A 17,358-nucleotide genomic window follows, 5' to 3' on the forward strand; every position below is an offset into this window, starting at 1 on the left:
GCACACGTTACGCGAAGATCAGGAGTGGGAATCCGACCCACAATCACGCTCAGGACACATCTTTCTCACACCTCAATGACGCTTTGCCGCACCATCGTCACCATGCGCCACCAATGGGTCGTCTGCCAGGCGTTCTCTGGCCAGGAGCGTGGCTCCCGCCACCGCACCCGGCATGGCGAGCACCGCGCCCAGCGGAATGAGGAACACCACAAAAGTCGCGGCGCCGAACCCGACGACGAGCGGCCGGTCGGCCTTCAGCCGCGTGAACCGCTCCCTGCGCAGGATCCCGCGCCGCTCCAGCGCGATCGAGGTCAGCTCGCCCGCGAGGAAGTAGCCCGACACCAGCGCCGCGATCACCGGGACGACCGTCTGCCCCACCACGGGCAGGAACCCGCACGCGAAGAACACGACCGCGAACACCAGCGCGACGGCTCCGACGATCAGCGTGTCCTTGACCGCCCGCCCGATCTGGACGAGCAGCGGGACGTCCGGCTCCGCCGGCGCACCCCCCTGCGACTCCTCCACCCGGACCGCGATCGCCTCGTAGAACGGGTCCCCGACCAGCAGCGTCACCGCGGTGAACGTGATCACGGCCAGGAACAGCGCGGACCCGTAGAGCGCGAGACCCGCGACGACCCGCGCGGACGTCCGGGCCGCGTCCGGCCAGCCGTCGGCGAACCCCGTCACCCACCCGGCCAGGTCGTCGAGCTGGAACGCGAGGAAGATCAGCGCCGCCGTGTACCCGGCCAGCACGACCAGCGCCGGGATCAGCCCGAACAGCCACTGGGCCGGATGCCGCGCCATCCAGCCGATGCCGCGCATCAGATAGCCGGCGCCGCCGAACAGGTCCTTGAGCGCGGAGGGTTTCGGGGGCGGCTGCGGCGGGTTCCCCGTACCGGGCGGGATGTGCTGTGGGTTCACGCGCCCAGACCCTATAGGGCAGGCAGCCCCACAAGGCGGGCGGAACAGTCCCAAACCGCCCGCTGTAGCTCGGGATTCTTCAGCGCCCCCGCCGTCGGCAGCAGCCCGGCGCCCGGCGTCGAACTGTAGAAGCCGCCGCTTCGTCCCTCGAACTCCTCGTCCAGGGCAAGCCGCAGCGCCATGCGCGCCCCTTGCGCCGGCGTCCGCAGCACCGGGGTGCGGGCCAGCAGCGCCGCGGCCCGTCCGCTCCCCGGCACGTCCCTGAACAACCCCGTCGCGACGGCGCCCGGGCACATCGCGTTGACCGTGACCCCGCTGCCCTCCATCCGCCTCGCCAGTTCCTGCGCGAACAGAATGTTGAGCAGCTTGGACCGCCCGTACACGCGCAGCGACCCCGCCGGGCCGTAGGACCCCGGCTCGGCCAGCCGTTCCACCTCGAACCGGTCCGCCTGCCGGTGCGCCTCGGACGCCACGACCACCACCCGCGACGGCGCGCCCTTCTCCAGCAGCCCCAGCAGCAGGTTCGTCAGCAGGAACGGCCCCAGATGGTTCGTCGCGATCATGCGGTCATAGCCGTCCGCGCTGACCTTGGCCCGCAGCAGATGCACGCCCGCGTTGTCGACGAGCACGTCCAGCTGGTCGAACCGCTCCTCCAGCGAGGCCGCGACCCGGCGGACGTCCATCAGCACCGACAGGTCCCCGATGAACGTCTCGACCCGCGCGCCGGGCACGTCCCGCGTGAGTTCCTCGACGGTGGCGGCGCCCCGCATCTCGTTCCGGCAGACGATCCCCACCAGGAACCCCGCCCGCGCCAGCCCCCGCGCGATCTCCTTGCCGATCCCGGACGTCCCCCCGGTGACAATCGCGATCTTCCCCATCCCTCCACCGAACCACCCCCCACCCCTCCGGGCAAGGCGCCCCCGCGCTCACCCGCCCCCCGCGAGCATCCGCCGGAGCGACACCCACAGCACCAGCAGCAGCCGCCGCCACTCGGGCATGAGCAGTTCCATCAGGACGTCGTCGCGGACGTCCCGGCGATCCCGGCGGGCGTCCGCCCACCCGCGGACCAGGTCCACCAGCAGGGACCGGTGCGCCGGATCGCCGCCGGCCGCCGTCGCGAACAGCCGGACGATCCCCGGCCGCAGCCCCGGTCGCGCGACGGCCGTGTCCAGCCACAGCCCGGCCACATCGAGGAATGCGTCGCCGACGGTCGCCTTCCCGGTCTCGGCCGCGACCGCGACGCACCACGCGGGCGCGCACACCGCGGGCCGGACCGCGGCGGGGCCGGTCAGCGTCACCGCGAGCCCGTCGGCGTCCCGTTCGGCGGCCAGGCGCAGGAACAGCGACGTCGCCAGTTCCGCCCGGGGCATCGCCTCACCGTACGGACGGCCGTCGGCGTTGCCCGCCCAGGCCAGCGCCGCGCCGAGCACCGCGCCGCGATGGTGGCGCGCCATCTCCAGCGCGGCCTCCAGCGCCACCGGGCGCAGCCGCTCGCCGCCACCTCGCGCGAAGTAGCCGATCCAGTCCAGCACGTCCCGCGGATACGGCCCGCCGTGCGCGGGCCCGCCCGGCAGCAGGTCGAGCAGCAGCCACAGCCCCGCCTGCGCCCGCCGGAGCCCGTCCTGCTCCGCTCTCAGCCGCGGGGCCGTCCGGCACCACTCCGCGGCGGCGGCGGCGACCTCCCGCGGATGGATCCCGGCCAGTGCGCGCGCGACGTCCAGCACCTCGTCCCGCACCTGCTCGTTGCCGTGGGTCACCAGGTGCTTCAGCCGGGTCAGCGCGATCGTCACGTGGGTCTCGCCGAGCACCTCGCAGACCCGCGCCACCGTCAGCTTCAGCGTCTGCGGCGCATACCGGAGCCTGGACCACTCGTAGAGCATTCTGCGCACCCGGCCCCCGACCAGCGGGTGCAGGCAGGTTCGCGCCAGTGCGACGTAGGCCAGGTCGGCCTCCCCGTTCCCGGCCCACGCCTCGGCCATCCGCACGATCTTCTCCACCGCCCCGTGCTCGGCGGCGAGGTCGGCGAACACCTCGACGAGCTTGCGCCGCAGCCCCGGATCGAGGACCACGACGCCGTCGGTGGGCAGCGACGACAGCCACGACAGCAGATCGCCCCGGGCGAGCGGGTAGTCGTCCCAGACGTGCCGCAGCACCGAGGCCGCGTACCCGGGCCGGCGGAACACGAGCCGGCCGTCCTCCCGCTCCGCGCCCAGCAGGCCGAGCAGCCCCGGGGACGGGCACCACACCAGGCCGCCGCCCTCGATCCTGATCCCCAGCTCCCGGGCCAGCGAGAGCGCGGCGCCGTAGACGCTGGTCTCATCGGCCGGCGCGATCGTCGCGGCCGCGATGAACAGGCTCTGATCCCGCAGTTCCCGGTGCTCGGTGAACCAGCCGCGCAGTTCCTCCTTCCAGCCGAGGTAGGCCCGCTCGACCTCGCGCGGGATACCGATCTCCGTGACGAGGTCGGCGAGGCGGCGGGCGTCTCCCGGCGACGCCTCCTTCAGCAGCTCCACGGCACGCGGCCAGTCCGGCCAGTGCGTACCGCCGAGACCGAGCCGCTCCAGCCGGCGCCGGTAGACGGCGTCCGCGGGCGGCGGCTGCACCCGGATCGCCGGGAGGAACCCGGCGAACCGGCGCTGCTCCGCCTCGGTGCCCACGACCAGGAGGAAGCCCCCGGACGTGCGGACCGCCTCCAGGCAGGACCGCAGCCGCGACTCCTCCTCGTCGGCCGCGCGGATCAGGTAACCGTGCTCCGCTCCCGAGATCTCCTCCACATCGTCCTCGCCGGTGGAGAACAGGCGGATCGGCAGGCGCGGCCGCAGCTCCCGCAGTGCCGCGATCGCCGTGGTCGTGACACCGGCGCCCGCGGGCCCGGCGAGCGCCACGATACGGTCGCGCTGGAGGACGTTCATGATCACGTCGTGGTTGCGGGCGGGCACGTAGCCCGCCGCGCGGTCGTCGATCTCACCGCGGGACAGGACCATCGACGGACGGGCGCGCACGAAGCTGAGCTGGTTGAGGACCAGGTCGCGGGAGACCGTGTTGCCGAACGCGTTCTGGGAGCCGTCCCCGGTGATCGTGACGTCGTCGATCGCCGTCATCACCCCTCCTGCCGGAAGTCGCCGCCGACGGTGTTGCCGAACGCGTTCCGGGAGCCGTCTCCGCTGATCGTGATGCCGCTGATGGACGTCCCGGGCACCGGAGGCGGAGGCCCCTCGCCGTCTTTCGCCACCACCCCGGCACCGTCCCCCCGCCCCTTCCCGGAGGGAACCGGCACGTAGAGGTAGGCGGGCTTGTCGTAGCTCTTCACCTGGACCTTCACCTCGGTGAACTGGCTCTCCCTGAGACCGCTCCGCCCGCCCGCCACATAGGCGGTGAACAGCTCCGAGGACAGCAGCAGGGCCGCGAAGGTCACCTCGGGATCGCTCTGCTCAAGGGCGTCGCGCAGCGGCCGGCTGTCGAGAAGCCGGCAGGCGTCGATGACGGCCGTGGAGATGCCGGGCGCGTCGGGGCGTTCGTCGTCCACCAGCCCCACGTGCAGCGCGACCCGCAGCCGGAGCCGCAGCCCCCGCGCCCGCAGCCGCGGGGCGCTCTCGGCCAGCGCGTCCTGGAGGCACCGTGGGAAGGGGTCGATGAGCGCGGGCACCGCCTTGTGCGGGAGGACGGCGAGGACACCGTCCCCGGTGCTCTCCATGAATCGGACGTTCTCCCAGGTGTCACCGAGACCGCCGGCCGCGCAGGCCGCCGCGAGGACGCGCCGGATCTCCAGGTGGACGTCGGTCAAGTCGGCATCACGGTGGGCGCTGAACTTCTCGGCATCGACGACGAGAACGGCGCGGAACTCTTCCATGGGCCACAACCCTGGAGGATGACCGCGCCACGGCACTGTCAGATATCAGACAGATCCGCGGCCCGATGCGGCCAATGCGCGCAGCCGGGGAGGGTCGGTGATCACCGTACGCCCGCGCTCCGTCGAGACGACGCCCAGCTCACGAAGGTGCGCCAGCTCGGCCGCGACGACACCGCGGGACAGGCCGACGGCCTGGCCGATCTCCAGCTGACCGAGCCCCACGTCCAGCGGGCCGTCTCCGCCCGGCACGGCGAGCCGCAGCAGCGCCCGGACGACGCGGGGCCCGGCGGGCAGCGCCGCCGTCTCGGCTCGCCACGCCTCCCCCTCACGCAGCCGCCGCATCGCGCGCCGCAGCAGTTCCGTCTCCGCCCCGGACGAACGCAGCAGCGCGCGGAAACGGTCCGCGGCCAGCACCCGGGTGACGCACGCATCGACCGCGATGACCGTCGCGGACCGGTCCTCGCCGCCCAGCACCGCGATCTCGCCGAGAAGTTCCCCCGGCCCGCGCACGGCGAGGAGCAGCACCTCACCGTCCGGAAGAGTGAGCAGCGCCTTCACCCTGCCCGCCATCAGGAGAAGGACGTACTGCGGCGGATCGCCCTGGCGCAGCAGGACGTCGCCCGCGCGGAACCGCCGCTCCACACCTGCCGCGACGAGCGGCTCCCACGTCCGCACCGAGACACCGACGGGATCCGGGATCACCCGCCCATCATGCTCCCCACCCACCGCCTGGCACAAAACTGAAACGCGTTCTACCATCTCGGCCATGAGGTTCACCTACGCCGAGGCCATGACCGACCCGTCGTTCTACGCGCCGCTGGCCAGGGCCGCCGAGGACGCCGGGTACGCGAGCATGTCCATCGCCGACTCGCTCGTCTACCCGAAGGAGTCGGACTCGGCCTACCCCTACACCCAGGACGGCGGCCGGGAGTTCCTTGAGGACAAGCCCTTCATCGAGCCCTTCACCCTGATCGCGGCCCTGGGCGCGGTGACCGCCAGGATCCGCTTCACGCCGTTCGTCCTCAAACTCCCCGTACGCCCGCCCGTCCTGGTCGCAAAGCAGGCGACCTCCGTCGCGGCCCTGACCAACGGCAGGCTCGGCCTCGGCGTCGGCATCAGCCCCTGGCCCGAGGACTTCCAGGTGATGGGCGTCCCGTGGGAACGGCGCGGCAAGCGCATGGACGAGGCGATCGACATCGTCCGCGGCCTCAGCACCGGCGAGTACTTCGAGTTCCACGGCGAGTTCTTCGACGTCCCGGCCATCAAGATGACCCCGGCACACCCCTTCCCGATCCTCGTCGGCGGGCACAGCGAGCCGGCCCTGCGCCGCGCCGTCGTCCGCGGGGACGGCTGGATGCACGCCGGCGGCGGCGATCTGGACGCACTCCTGACCAGGCTGAACAACATCCGGGAGCAGGAAGGCAAGGCCGCCGCCCCCTTCGAGGTCCACGTGATCTCCATGGACGCCTACACACCCGACGGCGTGAAGCGCCTGGCGGACAAAGGCGTCACCGACGTGATCGTCGGCTTCCGGACGCCCTACGCCAAGGGCCCCGACACCGAACCCCTCGCCAAGAAAATCGAGCACCTGGAGCGCTTCGCCGAGACGGTGATCGCCAAGGCCCAGTAAACGAGAACACGTTACAATTTGCCTCATGGACGCGATCAGCTGGAACGCTCCCGACGCGGACCATCCGGCCCGCCGTGCCGCCCGAGCCTCCATGACCGCCGTGGCCGAAGGCCGCAAGGACGACTGGCTGAACCTCTTCACCGAGGACGCCCTGGTGGAGGACCCTGTGGGCCCGTCCTTCCTGGACCCCTCCGGCAACGGTCACCGGGGCCCGGAAGCCATCGGGGCCTTCTGGGACGGCTTCATCTCCACCATCGCCGGCTTCCACTTCACGATCGCCGGCTCCTTCGCCAACGGCCCCTGCTGCGCGAACGTAACGACGATCACCACGACCACCCCCGACGGCTCCACCATGACGATCGACTGCGTCCTGATCTACACGGTGAACGAAGAGGGCCGAATCACCTCCCTGAGAGCCCACTGGGAACCCGACCGGGCCCTGAAGACCCTCACACCCCCACCGCACGGTGAACCACAGGCCCAGCCGGGAGGGAATGCGGCGAACACGACGAAAGAGTGACGGCCCGCGCTCCCCGCCGAGTGCGATGCCGGCCACCGAGAGGCGCCGTTTTTGTGATCACAAGAACACATAACGCGATCATCCCCGGGTACGGTCCGCCCTCTTGGGAGGAGATGAGGTGATCAGAACAGCCGAGGTCCTGGCGGTGCTCGCCGCAGCCCTCGGGTGCCTCACCGTCCTCGCGATCCCGCACGTCCACCGCCCCGCAGACGCCTCGCCGACCATCCCGGCCGTCTCCTTTCCCGCGGGACGGCCCGCCTGAGAGCGTCTGCGTCGCAGGACCCACGGAAGGAAGCGACTCATGAGTTCTCTCGGCCTGCAAGGCAAGTCGGCCATCGTCACCGGGGGCGCCAGCGGCATCGGCGGCGCCATCACGAAACTGTTCGTCGCACGCGGCGCCCGGGTCGTCGTCGTCGACCTGCAGCAGGAGGCCGGGGAGGCGCTCGCCCGCGAACTGGGCGACGCCGTGGTCTTCCTGCCCGGCGACGTCTCGGACCGGGCCATCGCCGACCTCGCCGTCGCGACGGCCGTCGAACACTTCGGGACGCTCGACGTCCTGGTGAACAACGCGAGCGCGTCGCGCCAGAAGCCGTTCGAGGAGCAGACGGACGACGACTGGAGCCTCGCCATGGACACCAGCCTGTACGCCACCCGCAACTTCATGCTCGCCGCTCTCCCGGAACTGAGGAAGACGGGCAACGCGTCGGTCATCAACTTCGGCTCCGGCGCCGGGCTCGACGGCCAGCCCAACCAGGCGTCCTACGCGGCGGCGAAGGAGGCCATCCGCGGCCTGAGCCGAGTCGTGGCCAACGAGTGGGCACCGCTCAACATCCGCGTCAACGTGGTCTGCCCCATGGCCCTGACGGCCGGCGTGGTCCAGTGGGCCGAGGCACGCCCCGAACAGTACGCGCAGTCCGCCGCCAAGGTACCCCTGGGCCGCTTCGGCGACCCCGATCGGGACGTCGCCCCGATCGTCGCCTTCCTCGCGAGTGACGACGCCCAGTACATGACCGGACAGACCCTCATGGCCGACGGCGGAGCAATCAAGCTTCGCTAACGCATCCCTCCGGGATCGGCCACCCATCCACACATGAAAAAGGAGCGACCACCCGCACATCTCGCGGACAGCCACTCCTAGACGTTCCTCACAACCGCACCCCGCACCAACCCGCACGGTGACGACAAGCCCAGCCGGGAGGGGGCGTGGGGGCGGAGCCCCCACACCGGGGGTCTGGGGGTCGCCCCCCAGGCAAGCACGGCGAAGGAGTGGTGTGCCCACGCTTTCCGTGGGCACACCACTCCCAACTCCGAGTGGAGGTGGCGGGAATCGAACCCGCGTCCTTCGGTGATGGGTCAGGGCTTCTCCGGGTGCAGCCTGCTTGGCGTTTTCTCAGTCCCGGCGCTCACGCAGGCGTGTCGCCGACGGGCTCAGTCGCTGTTCGGTTTCCCTACAGGCCCCGCGACCGGGCTTGCAGGTGGAGTCTCCTTACGATGCCAGGCCCCGGGTCGGAGACGCTCCCGGGCTGACAGAGTTCGCTCCTCGCTCAGGCGGCGAGGGCGAACTCGGACTGCTTCTTGTTGGCAGTTATTGGTTTGCTGTCACAGGATTTACGAGGTCACGACAGCAACCCTCGACCCGCTTCCCCTGGCTCGAACGACCGAAGTCGAAGCCGGTCACCCCCATGTTCAGTTGTCAAAGCGGGCGTCCAGGACGTCCGCACGATGACGTTACAAGAATAACGCGTGGAGGGGCAACGTAATTCCCGTCTGCACGCGTGAACCCCGGTGGGCGCGTGCAATGTCGCGCCCACCGGGGTCGACCGGCAGGGTCGGGCCGGTCCGGACGGCAGAGCCTCCCCCGAGACGAGGCTCTGGTCTCATCACGGCGACTGAGTCCCGCAACCCCCCAAGCGGGTGGCTCAGTCACCCGTAAAGACGCCGGGGAGCGGCGGGTTGGTTGCGCTCCGGCCGTAAAGAGCTGACAAAGCCGGGTCAGGCGTGGCCGGTCAGGAACCGGGCGGCGAGTTTGGCGGTGTTGACGGGGCCTTCGACGGCGATGGCGAAGGCACGGTCGCCGCTGGAGCCGACGAACCAGGAGACGGGCTTCTTGCCGTTGCCGCCTTCCACGAGGGCGGCGACGCCGACGACGTCGCCGGAGACGCGGGCGGCGTGGGCGTTGCCTTGGGTGGCGGTGCGGGTGAGGACCTTCTTGAGGCTCGCGATGGATTCGGGCGGCAGGCTCAGCGGCGGGGGCGTCTGGCCGGGCGCGGTGACGTCCTTGAGGACGTACGGGGGCCGCCAGGTGCCGCTCTGCGCGGCGGCGGCCACCAGGGCCATGGTGAGGGGGCTCACCTCGACCTTTCCTTCGCCGACCATGGCGGCGGCCTTCTCGCCGTCGTCGCCGGGAGCGGGTACCGACCCGGTGAAGGCGGGGATGGACAGCCCCCAGTCCTTGCCGATCCCGAACTGCGCCGCCTGGCGGACGAGTGCCTGCCCGTCCAGCTTGCCTCCCAGCTGCGCGAGGGTCGTCTTGCAGGACCCGGCGAACGCGTTGGCGAAGCTGGTTTCCCCGCGGGCCTGGCTGGTGAACGTCTTGCCGCCGACGGTGACGCTGGCGGGGCAGGTCGTCTCGGTGGCCTGGTTCATCCCCCCTTGGGAGAACAGCGCCTCCGCGGACACGATCCCGAACGTCATGCCGGGCTGGTAGCGGCCCTCGAACGCGCGGTTCTCGCCGTTCGTCCCACGGTTGGACACGGCGAGCACCTGGCCGGTGCTCGGCTGCACCACCACCATCGACGCCGGATACTGCAGTCCCTGGAGTGCGAAGTCGGTGCGCCTCTGGTAGGCGGGGTCGAGGGTGGTCTGGACGTCCTGCGGCGGCTGGCCCGGCCAGGACCGCAGCTCCTCGCTGTTCGCGCCGGACTCGTCCTGCGCCACGACGCGGACGGTGGGCGTGCCGGCGAGGCGGCGCTGCTGGAGCAGCTGGATGCCGCTGACGCCGATCGTGTCGCCCGGCTGGTAGGGCGCGCCGACCTGCTGCAGCCGGTCGGCGGTGGCGGGACCGAGATGGCCGATCAGCTCGGGCGCGTACGCGGGCGCGATCGGCGCCTTGATCTCGTCGAACCGCAGCCCGGGAATGGCGCTGAGCCGCCGGAGGAGCGCGTTGTGCGTGGGCACCTGGAGGGTGAGCAGCGGCAGGAACGTCTGCGGCGGGGCGGACCGGACGCGGCCGAGGAGGCGTTCGGAGTCCAGCCGGCGGCCGCCGTCCATCTTGGTCTGCTTGGAGAGCTCCTCCAGCGTCTTCTCCGGGTCGGAGAGCTGCCCGGGGTACACGCCGACGTTGTAGGCGCGGACCTCGCTCAGCACGGGGCGCCCCTGCGCGTCGGTGATCGGGGCGCGCTTGGGCACCTCGGTCACGACGGCGAGCCGCTGTCCCGGCTTCAGCTTCGTGTTGATGATGGTCTGGTTCCAGACGATCTTCCACGTGCCGCCGACGCGCCGCAGGTGCATCAGCCCGGGATACTCCCACGGCTGGCCGTTCTCACCGAGGTCGATCTTGACGGTGAAGCGCGCGTCGGCCTCGTCGCCCTTCTTGACGATCTGGTCGACGTCGCTGCCCTCCACCTCGGTGCCGAGGGACAGCCGCAGCGACGCGGCGTCGAGTTGCTGGCGGACGCGGCTGAGGGCGTCGGCGACCCGCACCCTGTCCGCGCCGACCGTCCCGCGGGCGGCGGCCTTGTAGTTGCCGACCTGCCAGGCGATCAGGAAGTCGCGGACGGCGGGCATCGCCGACTGCTCGGCCCAGCATCCCGTGGTCATGGTCCCGACCAGGGCGGCGCAGGCGGTCATCGCCACCGCCCGGCGCGGCGTCCCGTGCGGCCCCCGCCTCCGGCCTCGGTTCGTCATCGACACCCTTCACCGTCTCCTGAACCGGGCCGCCGCCGCCTTCTGCATCTCCCGCTCGGCTTCCCGCTTGGCGATGGCCTGGCGCTTGTCGTAGGACTTCTTACCACGGGCGAGGCCGATCTCGACCTTGGCCTTCCCGTCCTTGAAGTACAGGGAGAGCGGGATCAGCGTCCAGCCGGGTTCCTCCGACTTCGCGATGATCTTCTGAATCTCGCGCTTGTGCAACAGCAGCTTGCGGCGCCGGCGGGGCGCGTGGTTCGTCCAGGTGCCCTGCGCGTACTCGGGGATGTGGATGTTCTCCAGCCACACCTCGCCGTCCCTCACGTGCGCATAGCCGTCGGCGAGGGATGCGCGTCCGGCGCGCAGCGCCTTCACCTCGGTGCCCATGAGCACCATGCCCGCCTCCCACGTGTCGTCGATGTGGTAGTCGTAGCGGGCTCGCTTGTTCTGGGCGATGAGCCTGCGCCCAGCGTCCTTCTTCCCTGTGTCCTTCTTGCGCCCGGTGTCCCGTGCCACGTCACTCAGTCCTTGTCCGGCCGTCGTCAGTCTGTGCCCGGCATCGTCGCGTGCAGGCCGTGCAGCACCGTCCGGGCGCGCCGCTCGGCCACGTCGGGCGGCCGGTCGGCCGACACCGCCACGTCGGGCTCGATCCCGACCCCGTCAAGGTCGCGGCCGCCGGGGGTGCGATAGCGGCCGACGGTCAGTTCGATGACGGACCCGTCGGCGAGCGTGATCGGTTCCTGGACCGAGCCCTTGCCGTACGTACGCGATCCTACGATCACCGCGCGGTCGCGGTCGCGCAGGGAGCCCGCGACGATCTCCGCGGCACTGGCGGTGCCGGCGTCGACGAGCACCACCAGCGGGGTCTTCGCGTCGCCGGGCGCGCTGACCGTGCGCCGCTGGACGGGCCTGCCGCGCGGCTCGTACGTCACGACGGGGCCGCCGGGCAGGAACGCCGACGCCGTCTCGACCGCCTCGTCCAGCAGCCCGCCGGGATTGCCGCGCAGGTCGAGCAGGACGCCGCCGGTGGGCCGCCCGGACGGCGTCCGCCCGGTCACGGCGTCGCGGACGTCCCGTCCCGTCCCGCGGGTGAAGGCGCCGACGCGGATGAGGCACGCGTGCTCCGGAAGATCGGTCACCGTGACATTTCCTCCAGGAACCGGTGCGCGGACGAGATGGAACCGTTTGGTTCGACGGTCGCGCCGCACGGTTAGTTCGACGGTGTCGCGCGGACGTCCGCGTAGCGCCTCGGCGACCCGCGAGATGTCCCAGCCGTCCACGGACGTGGTCCCTACGGCGGTGACGACGTCCCCGGCCCGGACGCCGGCGCGCGCGGCGGGCGTGTCCGGCTGGACGCTGGCGACCAGCACGCGGGAGCCGCCGTCGCCGCCGAGCCACAGCCCGACACCGCTGTACCGTCCGGTCAGGCGCCCCTCGGCGTCGTCGAACTCGCGGGCCGAGTAGTAGTGCGCCCACCTGTCGCCGAGGCCGCGCAGCATGCCCTCGATGGCGGCGCGGTCGAGTTCGCCGCGGTCGACCGGCGTCGCGGCGCGCCCGCGGATCTGCGCGGCGGCCTCGTCCAGCACCGAGCCGCCGCCCGCGACGGCCGTGTGCCGCTGCGAGCCCGAGCCGCTCACGACGCCGGCGCCGTACGCGCAGACGATCGCCGCCGCGACGGCGGTCCCGCGCAGCGCGTGCCCCGGCCGCCTCCTCAGCGGCGGCACGGACCGGAACATGCGGCAAGTGTAGGGCCGCCGGACGGACCGGTTCCGGCGTCTCGCCCTCGCCCGGACGGCATCAGATCTTCAGGTATCTGCGCAATGTCAGGAACGACGAGGCGGCACAGAGCAGGACACCGAAGGAGATCGACACGATGATGACGGCGATCACCTTGCCCCAGCCGAGCTGGCTGACGAGCTGGACGTCCCCCGCCAATCTGTCGACCAGCAGTTTCTTGCTGAACACCAGCAGGATGGAGGCGAACAGGCCGCCGATCAGGCCCGCGATGGCGCCTTCCAGGATGAACGGCATCTGGATGTAGGTGTTGGACGCGCCGACCAGCCGCATGATGCCGGTCTCCCGGCGCCGGTTGAACGCCGACAGCCGGACGGTGTTGCCGACCAGCATCACCGCCGCGATCACCTGGATCAGCGCGATCGTCAGCGCGGCCACCTGCAGGCCGTTCAGGATCCGGAAGAACCGCTTCAGGATCTCCTGCTCGTTGATGACCGTGTCGACGCCGGGCTGGAGCATCGCCTGCGCGACCGCCTTGTACTCCTCCGGGTTCTTCAGCTTGACCCGGAACGAGTCGGGGATGTCGCCCTCACGGGTGCTCTCCACGAAGCCGGGCGAGCCGGAGAAGCGGTCCTTGAACCGCTCGTACGCCTGCTGCTTGTTCTCGTACTCGACGTGGGAGACCTGGGGCATCTTGTCCAGGGTCGCCTTGAGCGTCTGCCGCTGCTGGTCGGTGACGTCCTGCTTCTGGCAGCTGGGGTTGGAGCTCGTCTTGGTGCACAGGAAGACCGAGACCTCGATCTTGTCGTACCAGTAGCTCTTGGAGGCGTCGACCTGCTGTCGCAGGAGCAGCCCGGTGCCGAAGAGCGCCATGGCGATGGCGACGGTGATGACGAGGGAAATCGTCATCGTCATGTTCCGGCGGAGACCGATCCAGATCTCCTGGAGAACGAACTGTACGCGCATGCCTCGCTGTCCTTGATCGCCTTGGGTCCGCCCCCGGCTCCGGGCGGCCTCGTGGGGAAACACGGCCCGATGCGGGCGGCCCCCGCCTCCGGGCCCTCGCGCGCCCCGGCGGGAATCGATGGTTCAGATGGTCAGTACGCCTGGCCGTACACGCCGCGGGACTGGTCGCGGACGATCCTGCCGTCCTCCAGTTCGACGACGCGCTTGCGGAACGCGTCGACGATAGCGGCATCGTGGGTGGCCATGACGACGGTGGTGCCGGTCCGGTTGATGCGGTCGAGCACCTTCATGATGCCGATCGAGGTGGCGGGGTCGATGTTCCCCGTGGGCTCGTCCGCCAGCAGGATCATCGGCCGGTTGACGAACGCCCGCGCGATCGCGACGCGCTGCTGCTCGCCGCCGGACAGCTCGTCCGGCATCCGGTGGGCCTTGCCCTCCAGGCCGACGAGGTCGATGACCTCCGGGACGACCTTGCCGATGAAGCGCCGCGGCTTGCCGATCACCTCAAGGGCGAACGCGACGTTCTCGAAGACGTTCTTGTTGGGCAGGAGGCGGAAGTCCTGGAAGACGCAGCCGATCCTGCGGCGCAGGTGCGGCACCTTCCAGTTGCTCAGCTTGCTCAGGTCCTTGCCCGCCACGTGCACGTGACCCTGGGAAGGACGCTCCTCCTTCAGGACGAGGCGCAGGAAGGTCGACTTACCGGAGCCGGACGGGCCCACCAGGAACAGGAACTCGCCCTTCTCGATGGCGACGTTCACATGCTGCAGGGCGGGCCGGTTCTGGCTCGGGTAGACCTTGGTGACGTTGTCGAAATGGATCACGGCTGCATCACGGCGGTTCGCTGTAGGGGTTGGGAAGCGGCCCGGCCCGCGGCCACGGACGCATCCGTGAGCACTTGCCTGCGCCGCCCGGCTTCACGACCGGGTGGGACGCGGAGCCTTCGAGCAGTGTAGAGGGGACGGGGAACTACCTCGTCCCACTCGGCGCGGTAGGGGCGTTCGGGGGCATCACTCGGCTCGACCTGTGTGTTCGTTCCGATCAGTGCCATGTGAACCGTCTCCCGACGTCCGGCCGTTTCGTACCTTCCGGCTCCCGGACTTGCCGGAACGACCATACAGTCCGGCTACGCTGGATGACGGCGAAAGATACCTAATAAGTGACGGACACCGTAGAAGCGGACGCTTCCTCGCACGGACCCACGTGCCGACCACGGAGATTGGGGCCCCCGACATGAGCTGCGAACATCTGATCTGCGCTCGGTGCTCGAACCCGGTGGTCGAGGGGCGCTGCCCCACCTGCCGGGAGGCCCGGTCCGAGCTGCACCGGCACGGCCCGGTCGTCCCTCCGGCGCTGGTCCTCGCGGCGCTCGTCGCCCTGCTGTTCGTCGCCCTCGTGCTGCGCCGCGTCTACGGCTAGCGACAACGCCGGCCGGCCAGGGCCTCGTGAACGTCAGGGCTTCTTGAGCGGCGGTGTGGCGGCCTTCGTGACGGCGCCCTCATCGGCGATCATGTGCGCCTTCGGCTGCGGTTCGCCCTGCTTCGCCTTCGGCGGGTCGAACGCGGCGAAGTGCAGGGTCGCGGTCGTGTCGACCTCGTTGCCCTCCACCGTCCCGTCCAGCAGGTGCTCGGCGTCCTCGGGGATCTCCGGCTCGGGGGTGCCGGGGTCCTTGGCGATGAGCGAGGTGTTGCGGAACAGCGAGTAGACGACCAGCCCGCCGCCGCCCTTCGCCCGCAGCCCGAAGTAGGGGAACGGCGTCGCCGTGTAGACCACCTGAAGCGTGAGGTCCTTCTTCTTCGCCTTCTTCTTCTCGCGCCTGGCGTCCTGGTAGAAGCCGGTCGTCACGGCGTTGGACTTCATCACCTTGGCGGCGACGCTGCCGTCGCCCTCCGCCGCGATCGTCGCCTGGATGCCGCCGACGTCGCGGGGACGGATCAGGACGGACGGGTCGTTCGTGCTCAACGCGGTCGCGTACCCGTCGGCGTCGATCGCGACCTTCGGCTCCTTGGTCTTCTCCTGAAGGAACGTCGCGAGCGTGAGCTTCCAGTGGTCGGAGCGCCCGCGCAAGATGAACGCCATCAGCGCCCTGCGTTCGCTCTTGGGCTTGCCCAGAACGGAACGGTCGACGGACACCACGAACCACTGCGGGTAGGCGGCGTCCTTCAACCTCGGCACGTACAGCTCGGGTTTGCCGTAGACAAAACGCCGCACGGGGTCGCCGTCGTAGGCGGCCTTGCGGAACTCGGCGGCGGTGAGCTGGGACTGGCCGTCGGACGTCCACGTCAACGCGAGCCGCTCGTCGCCGGCGGCGCGGGCCACGTCCTCGTCGGTGACATAGGTCTGGAACGCGCGCGCCGCGACGTCCGGGGTCAGCGGCACCAGCGCCGGCGGGGACGTCTGGGGCACGGCGACGGTGGGCCGCGCCTCCGTCTCGCCCTCGGCGCAGCCCGCGACCGTGAGCGCCAGGATGAGCGGCACCCCGGCCGCGATCACCCGCAGGAACCTGTGCAAGACCCGTCCCCCGGACCGAACTCCGTGCCGGCCGTCGTCGGCCGACCTCCTCGGCCCGTGATTCTGCCACCGACATGATATTGGTCCCGCCCCCGGGCGGCGCCCGCGACGCGGTGAGCACTGCCGGGACGACGATAGGCTCGGACCGTGGCAGGCATCGAACCCGAAGAGCAGCTCAAGGAGCTCGGCGCGACACTGACCGGCATCGAGCAGGTGCTGGACCTCGACAGCATGCGGCGCGACATCGCCGAGCTGCGCGAGCAGTCCGCCGACCCTGACCTGTGGAGCGACCAGGAGCGCGCCCAGTCGGTGACGCGCCGGCTGTCGCACCTCGAAAGCGAGCTGGGCAGGGTGGAGGGCCTGCGGCAGCGGCTCGACGACGTCGCCACGCTGTACGAGCTGGCCCAGGAGATGGACGACGCCGACACGCGCACGGAGGCCGACGGCGAGCTCGCTTCGCTGCACAAGGCCGTCCAGCAGCTCGAAGTGCGCACGCTCATGTCGGGCGAGTACGACGCCCGGGAGGCGCTGGTCACCATCAACGCGCAGGCCGGCGGGGTGGACGCGGCCGACTGGGCCGAGCAGCTCCAGCGGATGTACCTGCGCTGGGCCGAGCGGCACGGCTACCCCACGGAGGTCTACGAGACGTCCTACGCCGAAGAGGCCGGCATCAAGTCGACGACGTTCACGGTGAAGGCCCCCTACGCGTACGGGACGCTGCGCGGCGAGCACGGGACGCACCGGCTGGTGCGGATCTCCCCGTTCGACAACCAGGGCCGCCGGCAGACGTCGTTCGCGGGCCTGGACATCGTTCCCGTGGTGGAGCAGAGCGACCACGTCGACATCGACGAGAACGACCTGCGGGTGGACGTCTACCGGTCGTCCGGTCCGGGCGGGCAGGGCGTCAACACCACCGACTCGGCGGTGCGGATCACGCACATCCCGACCGGGATCGTGGTGTCCTGCCAGAACGAGCGCAGCCAGTTGCAGAACAAGGCCACGGCGATGAACGTCCTGCAGGCCAAGCTGCTGGAGCGCAAGCGGCAGGAGGACGCGGACAAGCTCTCCGAGCTGCGCGGCGACACCACCACGAGCTGGGGCACGCAGATCCGCAACTACGTGCTGCACCCGTACCAGATCGTGAAGGACCTGCGCACCGGCGTCGAGGCCGGCAACCCGTCCGCGGTCCTGGACGGTGAGATCGACGAGTTCATCGAGGCCGAGATCCGCTGGATGCGCCAGCAGGAGCAGGAGCCGGCCTGATCCGGCTGCCGCCGGGAAGGACGAAGGCGTACTTCACCCCGAAACGGGCAGGTTGGGTGA

17 protein-coding genes and 1 other RNA gene are annotated in these 17,358 nt (G+C 70.7%); 6 read left to right on the forward strand and 12 right to left on the reverse strand.

The window, feature by feature from the left end; genetic code table 11:
- Positions 1 to 72: 72 nt before the first annotated feature.
- The 5 genes from AF1_RS13490 to AF1_RS13510 are packed head-to-tail and all read right to left on the reverse strand — an operon-like array spanning position 73 to position 5,473.
- Entirely contained in the window at positions 73 to 921 is an 849-nt protein-coding gene (locus AF1_RS13490; RefSeq protein ID WP_242608609.1) for an EI24 domain-containing protein, read from the reverse strand.
- An 11-nt stretch (positions 922 to 932) separates the two neighbouring features.
- Positions 933 to 1,799, reverse strand: a complete 867-nt coding sequence (locus tag AF1_RS36810) for an SDR family NAD(P)-dependent oxidoreductase (RefSeq protein ID WP_067797594.1) — start codon at positions 1,797 to 1,799, stop codon at positions 933 to 935.
- A 48-nt stretch (positions 1,800 to 1,847) separates the two neighbouring features.
- Complete coding sequence (locus tag AF1_RS13500; RefSeq protein WP_067797597.1) at positions 1,848 to 4,022, reverse strand: hypothetical protein; 2,175 nt, start codon at positions 4,020 to 4,022, stop codon at positions 1,848 to 1,850.
- Positions 4,022 to 4,771 (reverse strand): hypothetical protein, encoded by a 750-nt coding sequence (locus AF1_RS13505; RefSeq protein ID WP_067797601.1) that lies wholly within the window; start codon positions 4,769 to 4,771, stop codon positions 4,022 to 4,024. Before AF1_RS13505 ends, AF1_RS13500 begins: the two co-directional genes overlap by 1 nt.
- 45 nt (positions 4,772 to 4,816) lie before the next feature.
- Positions 4,817 to 5,473 carry a Crp/Fnr family transcriptional regulator gene (locus AF1_RS13510; protein WP_242608610.1) on the reverse strand — a complete coding sequence of 219 codons (657 nt, stop codon included), beginning with the start codon at positions 5,471 to 5,473 and terminating at the stop codon, positions 4,817 to 4,819.
- Between the two features lie 64 nt (positions 5,474 to 5,537).
- Between AF1_RS13510 and AF1_RS13515 the strand changes: the two genes are divergently transcribed.
- From AF1_RS13515 to AF1_RS13525, 4 genes are all read left to right on the forward strand, one after another.
- Positions 5,538 to 6,401 carry a TIGR03619 family F420-dependent LLM class oxidoreductase gene (locus AF1_RS13515; RefSeq protein WP_067797604.1) on the forward strand — a complete coding sequence of 288 codons (864 nt, stop codon included), beginning with the start codon at positions 5,538 to 5,540 and terminating at the stop codon, positions 6,399 to 6,401.
- Positions 6,402 to 6,426: 25 nt separating this feature from the next.
- Positions 6,427 to 6,921, forward strand: coding sequence for a nuclear transport factor 2 family protein (locus AF1_RS13520; protein WP_067797607.1), 495 nt, complete (start codon positions 6,427 to 6,429; stop codon positions 6,919 to 6,921).
- 118 nt (positions 6,922 to 7,039) lie between these two features.
- A complete protein-coding gene (locus AF1_RS34325) occupies positions 7,040 to 7,183 on the forward strand; it encodes a hypothetical protein (protein WP_157419184.1) in 144 nt (47 codons plus the stop codon).
- A 39-nt stretch (positions 7,184 to 7,222) separates the two neighbouring features.
- Positions 7,223 to 7,978 (forward strand): SDR family NAD(P)-dependent oxidoreductase, encoded by a 756-nt coding sequence (locus AF1_RS13525; protein ID WP_067797610.1) that lies wholly within the window; start codon positions 7,223 to 7,225, stop codon positions 7,976 to 7,978.
- A 252-nt stretch (positions 7,979 to 8,230) separates the two neighbouring features.
- On the opposite strand, the gene ssrA is transcribed toward AF1_RS13525, so the two are convergent.
- From ssrA to ftsE, 6 genes are all read right to left on the reverse strand, one after another.
- Positions 8,231 to 8,603, reverse strand: a transfer-messenger RNA (tmRNA) gene (gene ssrA / locus AF1_RS13530).
- A gap of 310 nt (positions 8,604 to 8,913) precedes the next feature.
- Positions 8,914 to 10,827, reverse strand: coding sequence for a penicillin-binding transpeptidase domain-containing protein (locus AF1_RS13535; RefSeq protein ID WP_242608611.1), 1,914 nt, complete (start codon positions 10,825 to 10,827; stop codon positions 8,914 to 8,916).
- 9 nt (positions 10,828 to 10,836) lie between these two features.
- Positions 10,837 to 11,343 (reverse strand): SsrA-binding protein SmpB, encoded by a 507-nt coding sequence (gene smpB, locus AF1_RS13540; protein ID WP_067797613.1) that lies wholly within the window; start codon positions 11,341 to 11,343, stop codon positions 10,837 to 10,839.
- Between the two features lie 26 nt (positions 11,344 to 11,369).
- Entirely contained in the window at positions 11,370 to 12,563 is a 1,194-nt protein-coding gene (locus AF1_RS13545; protein ID WP_067797617.1) for a S41 family peptidase, read from the reverse strand.
- Between the two features lie 61 nt (positions 12,564 to 12,624).
- Positions 12,625 to 13,527, reverse strand: a complete 903-nt coding sequence (gene ftsX, locus AF1_RS13550) for a permease-like cell division protein FtsX (protein WP_067797620.1) — start codon at positions 13,525 to 13,527, stop codon at positions 12,625 to 12,627.
- 131 nt (positions 13,528 to 13,658) lie between these two features.
- Complete coding sequence (gene ftsE, locus AF1_RS13555; RefSeq protein ID WP_067797622.1) at positions 13,659 to 14,348, reverse strand: cell division ATP-binding protein FtsE; 690 nt, start codon at positions 14,346 to 14,348, stop codon at positions 13,659 to 13,661.
- A 409-nt stretch (positions 14,349 to 14,757) separates the two neighbouring features.
- Between ftsE and AF1_RS13560 the strand changes: the two genes are divergently transcribed.
- Positions 14,758 to 14,943 carry a hypothetical protein gene (locus tag AF1_RS13560; protein ID WP_067797625.1) on the forward strand — a complete coding sequence of 62 codons (186 nt, stop codon included), beginning with the start codon at positions 14,758 to 14,760 and terminating at the stop codon, positions 14,941 to 14,943.
- 33 nt (positions 14,944 to 14,976) lie between these two features.
- On the opposite strand, the gene AF1_RS13565 is transcribed toward AF1_RS13560, so the two are convergent.
- Positions 14,977 to 16,035, reverse strand: coding sequence for a hypothetical protein (locus AF1_RS13565; protein ID WP_067797629.1), 1,059 nt, complete (start codon positions 16,033 to 16,035; stop codon positions 14,977 to 14,979).
- Between the two features lie 147 nt (positions 16,036 to 16,182).
- Here AF1_RS13565 and prfB point away from each other — a divergent pair, with 147 nt between their 5' ends.
- The gene (gene prfB, locus AF1_RS13570; RefSeq protein ID WP_067797632.1) at positions 16,183 to 17,298 is read left to right on the forward strand and encodes a peptide chain release factor 2; all 1,116 of its coding nucleotides are present in this window, start codon (positions 16,183 to 16,185) and stop codon (positions 17,296 to 17,298) included.
- Positions 17,299 to 17,358 lie beyond the last annotated feature (60 nt).

Source organism: Actinomadura formosensis NBRC 14204, from assembly GCF_001552155.1.
Taxonomy (GTDB): Bacteria; Actinomycetota; Actinomycetes; order Streptosporangiales; family Streptosporangiaceae; genus Spirillospora; species Spirillospora formosensis.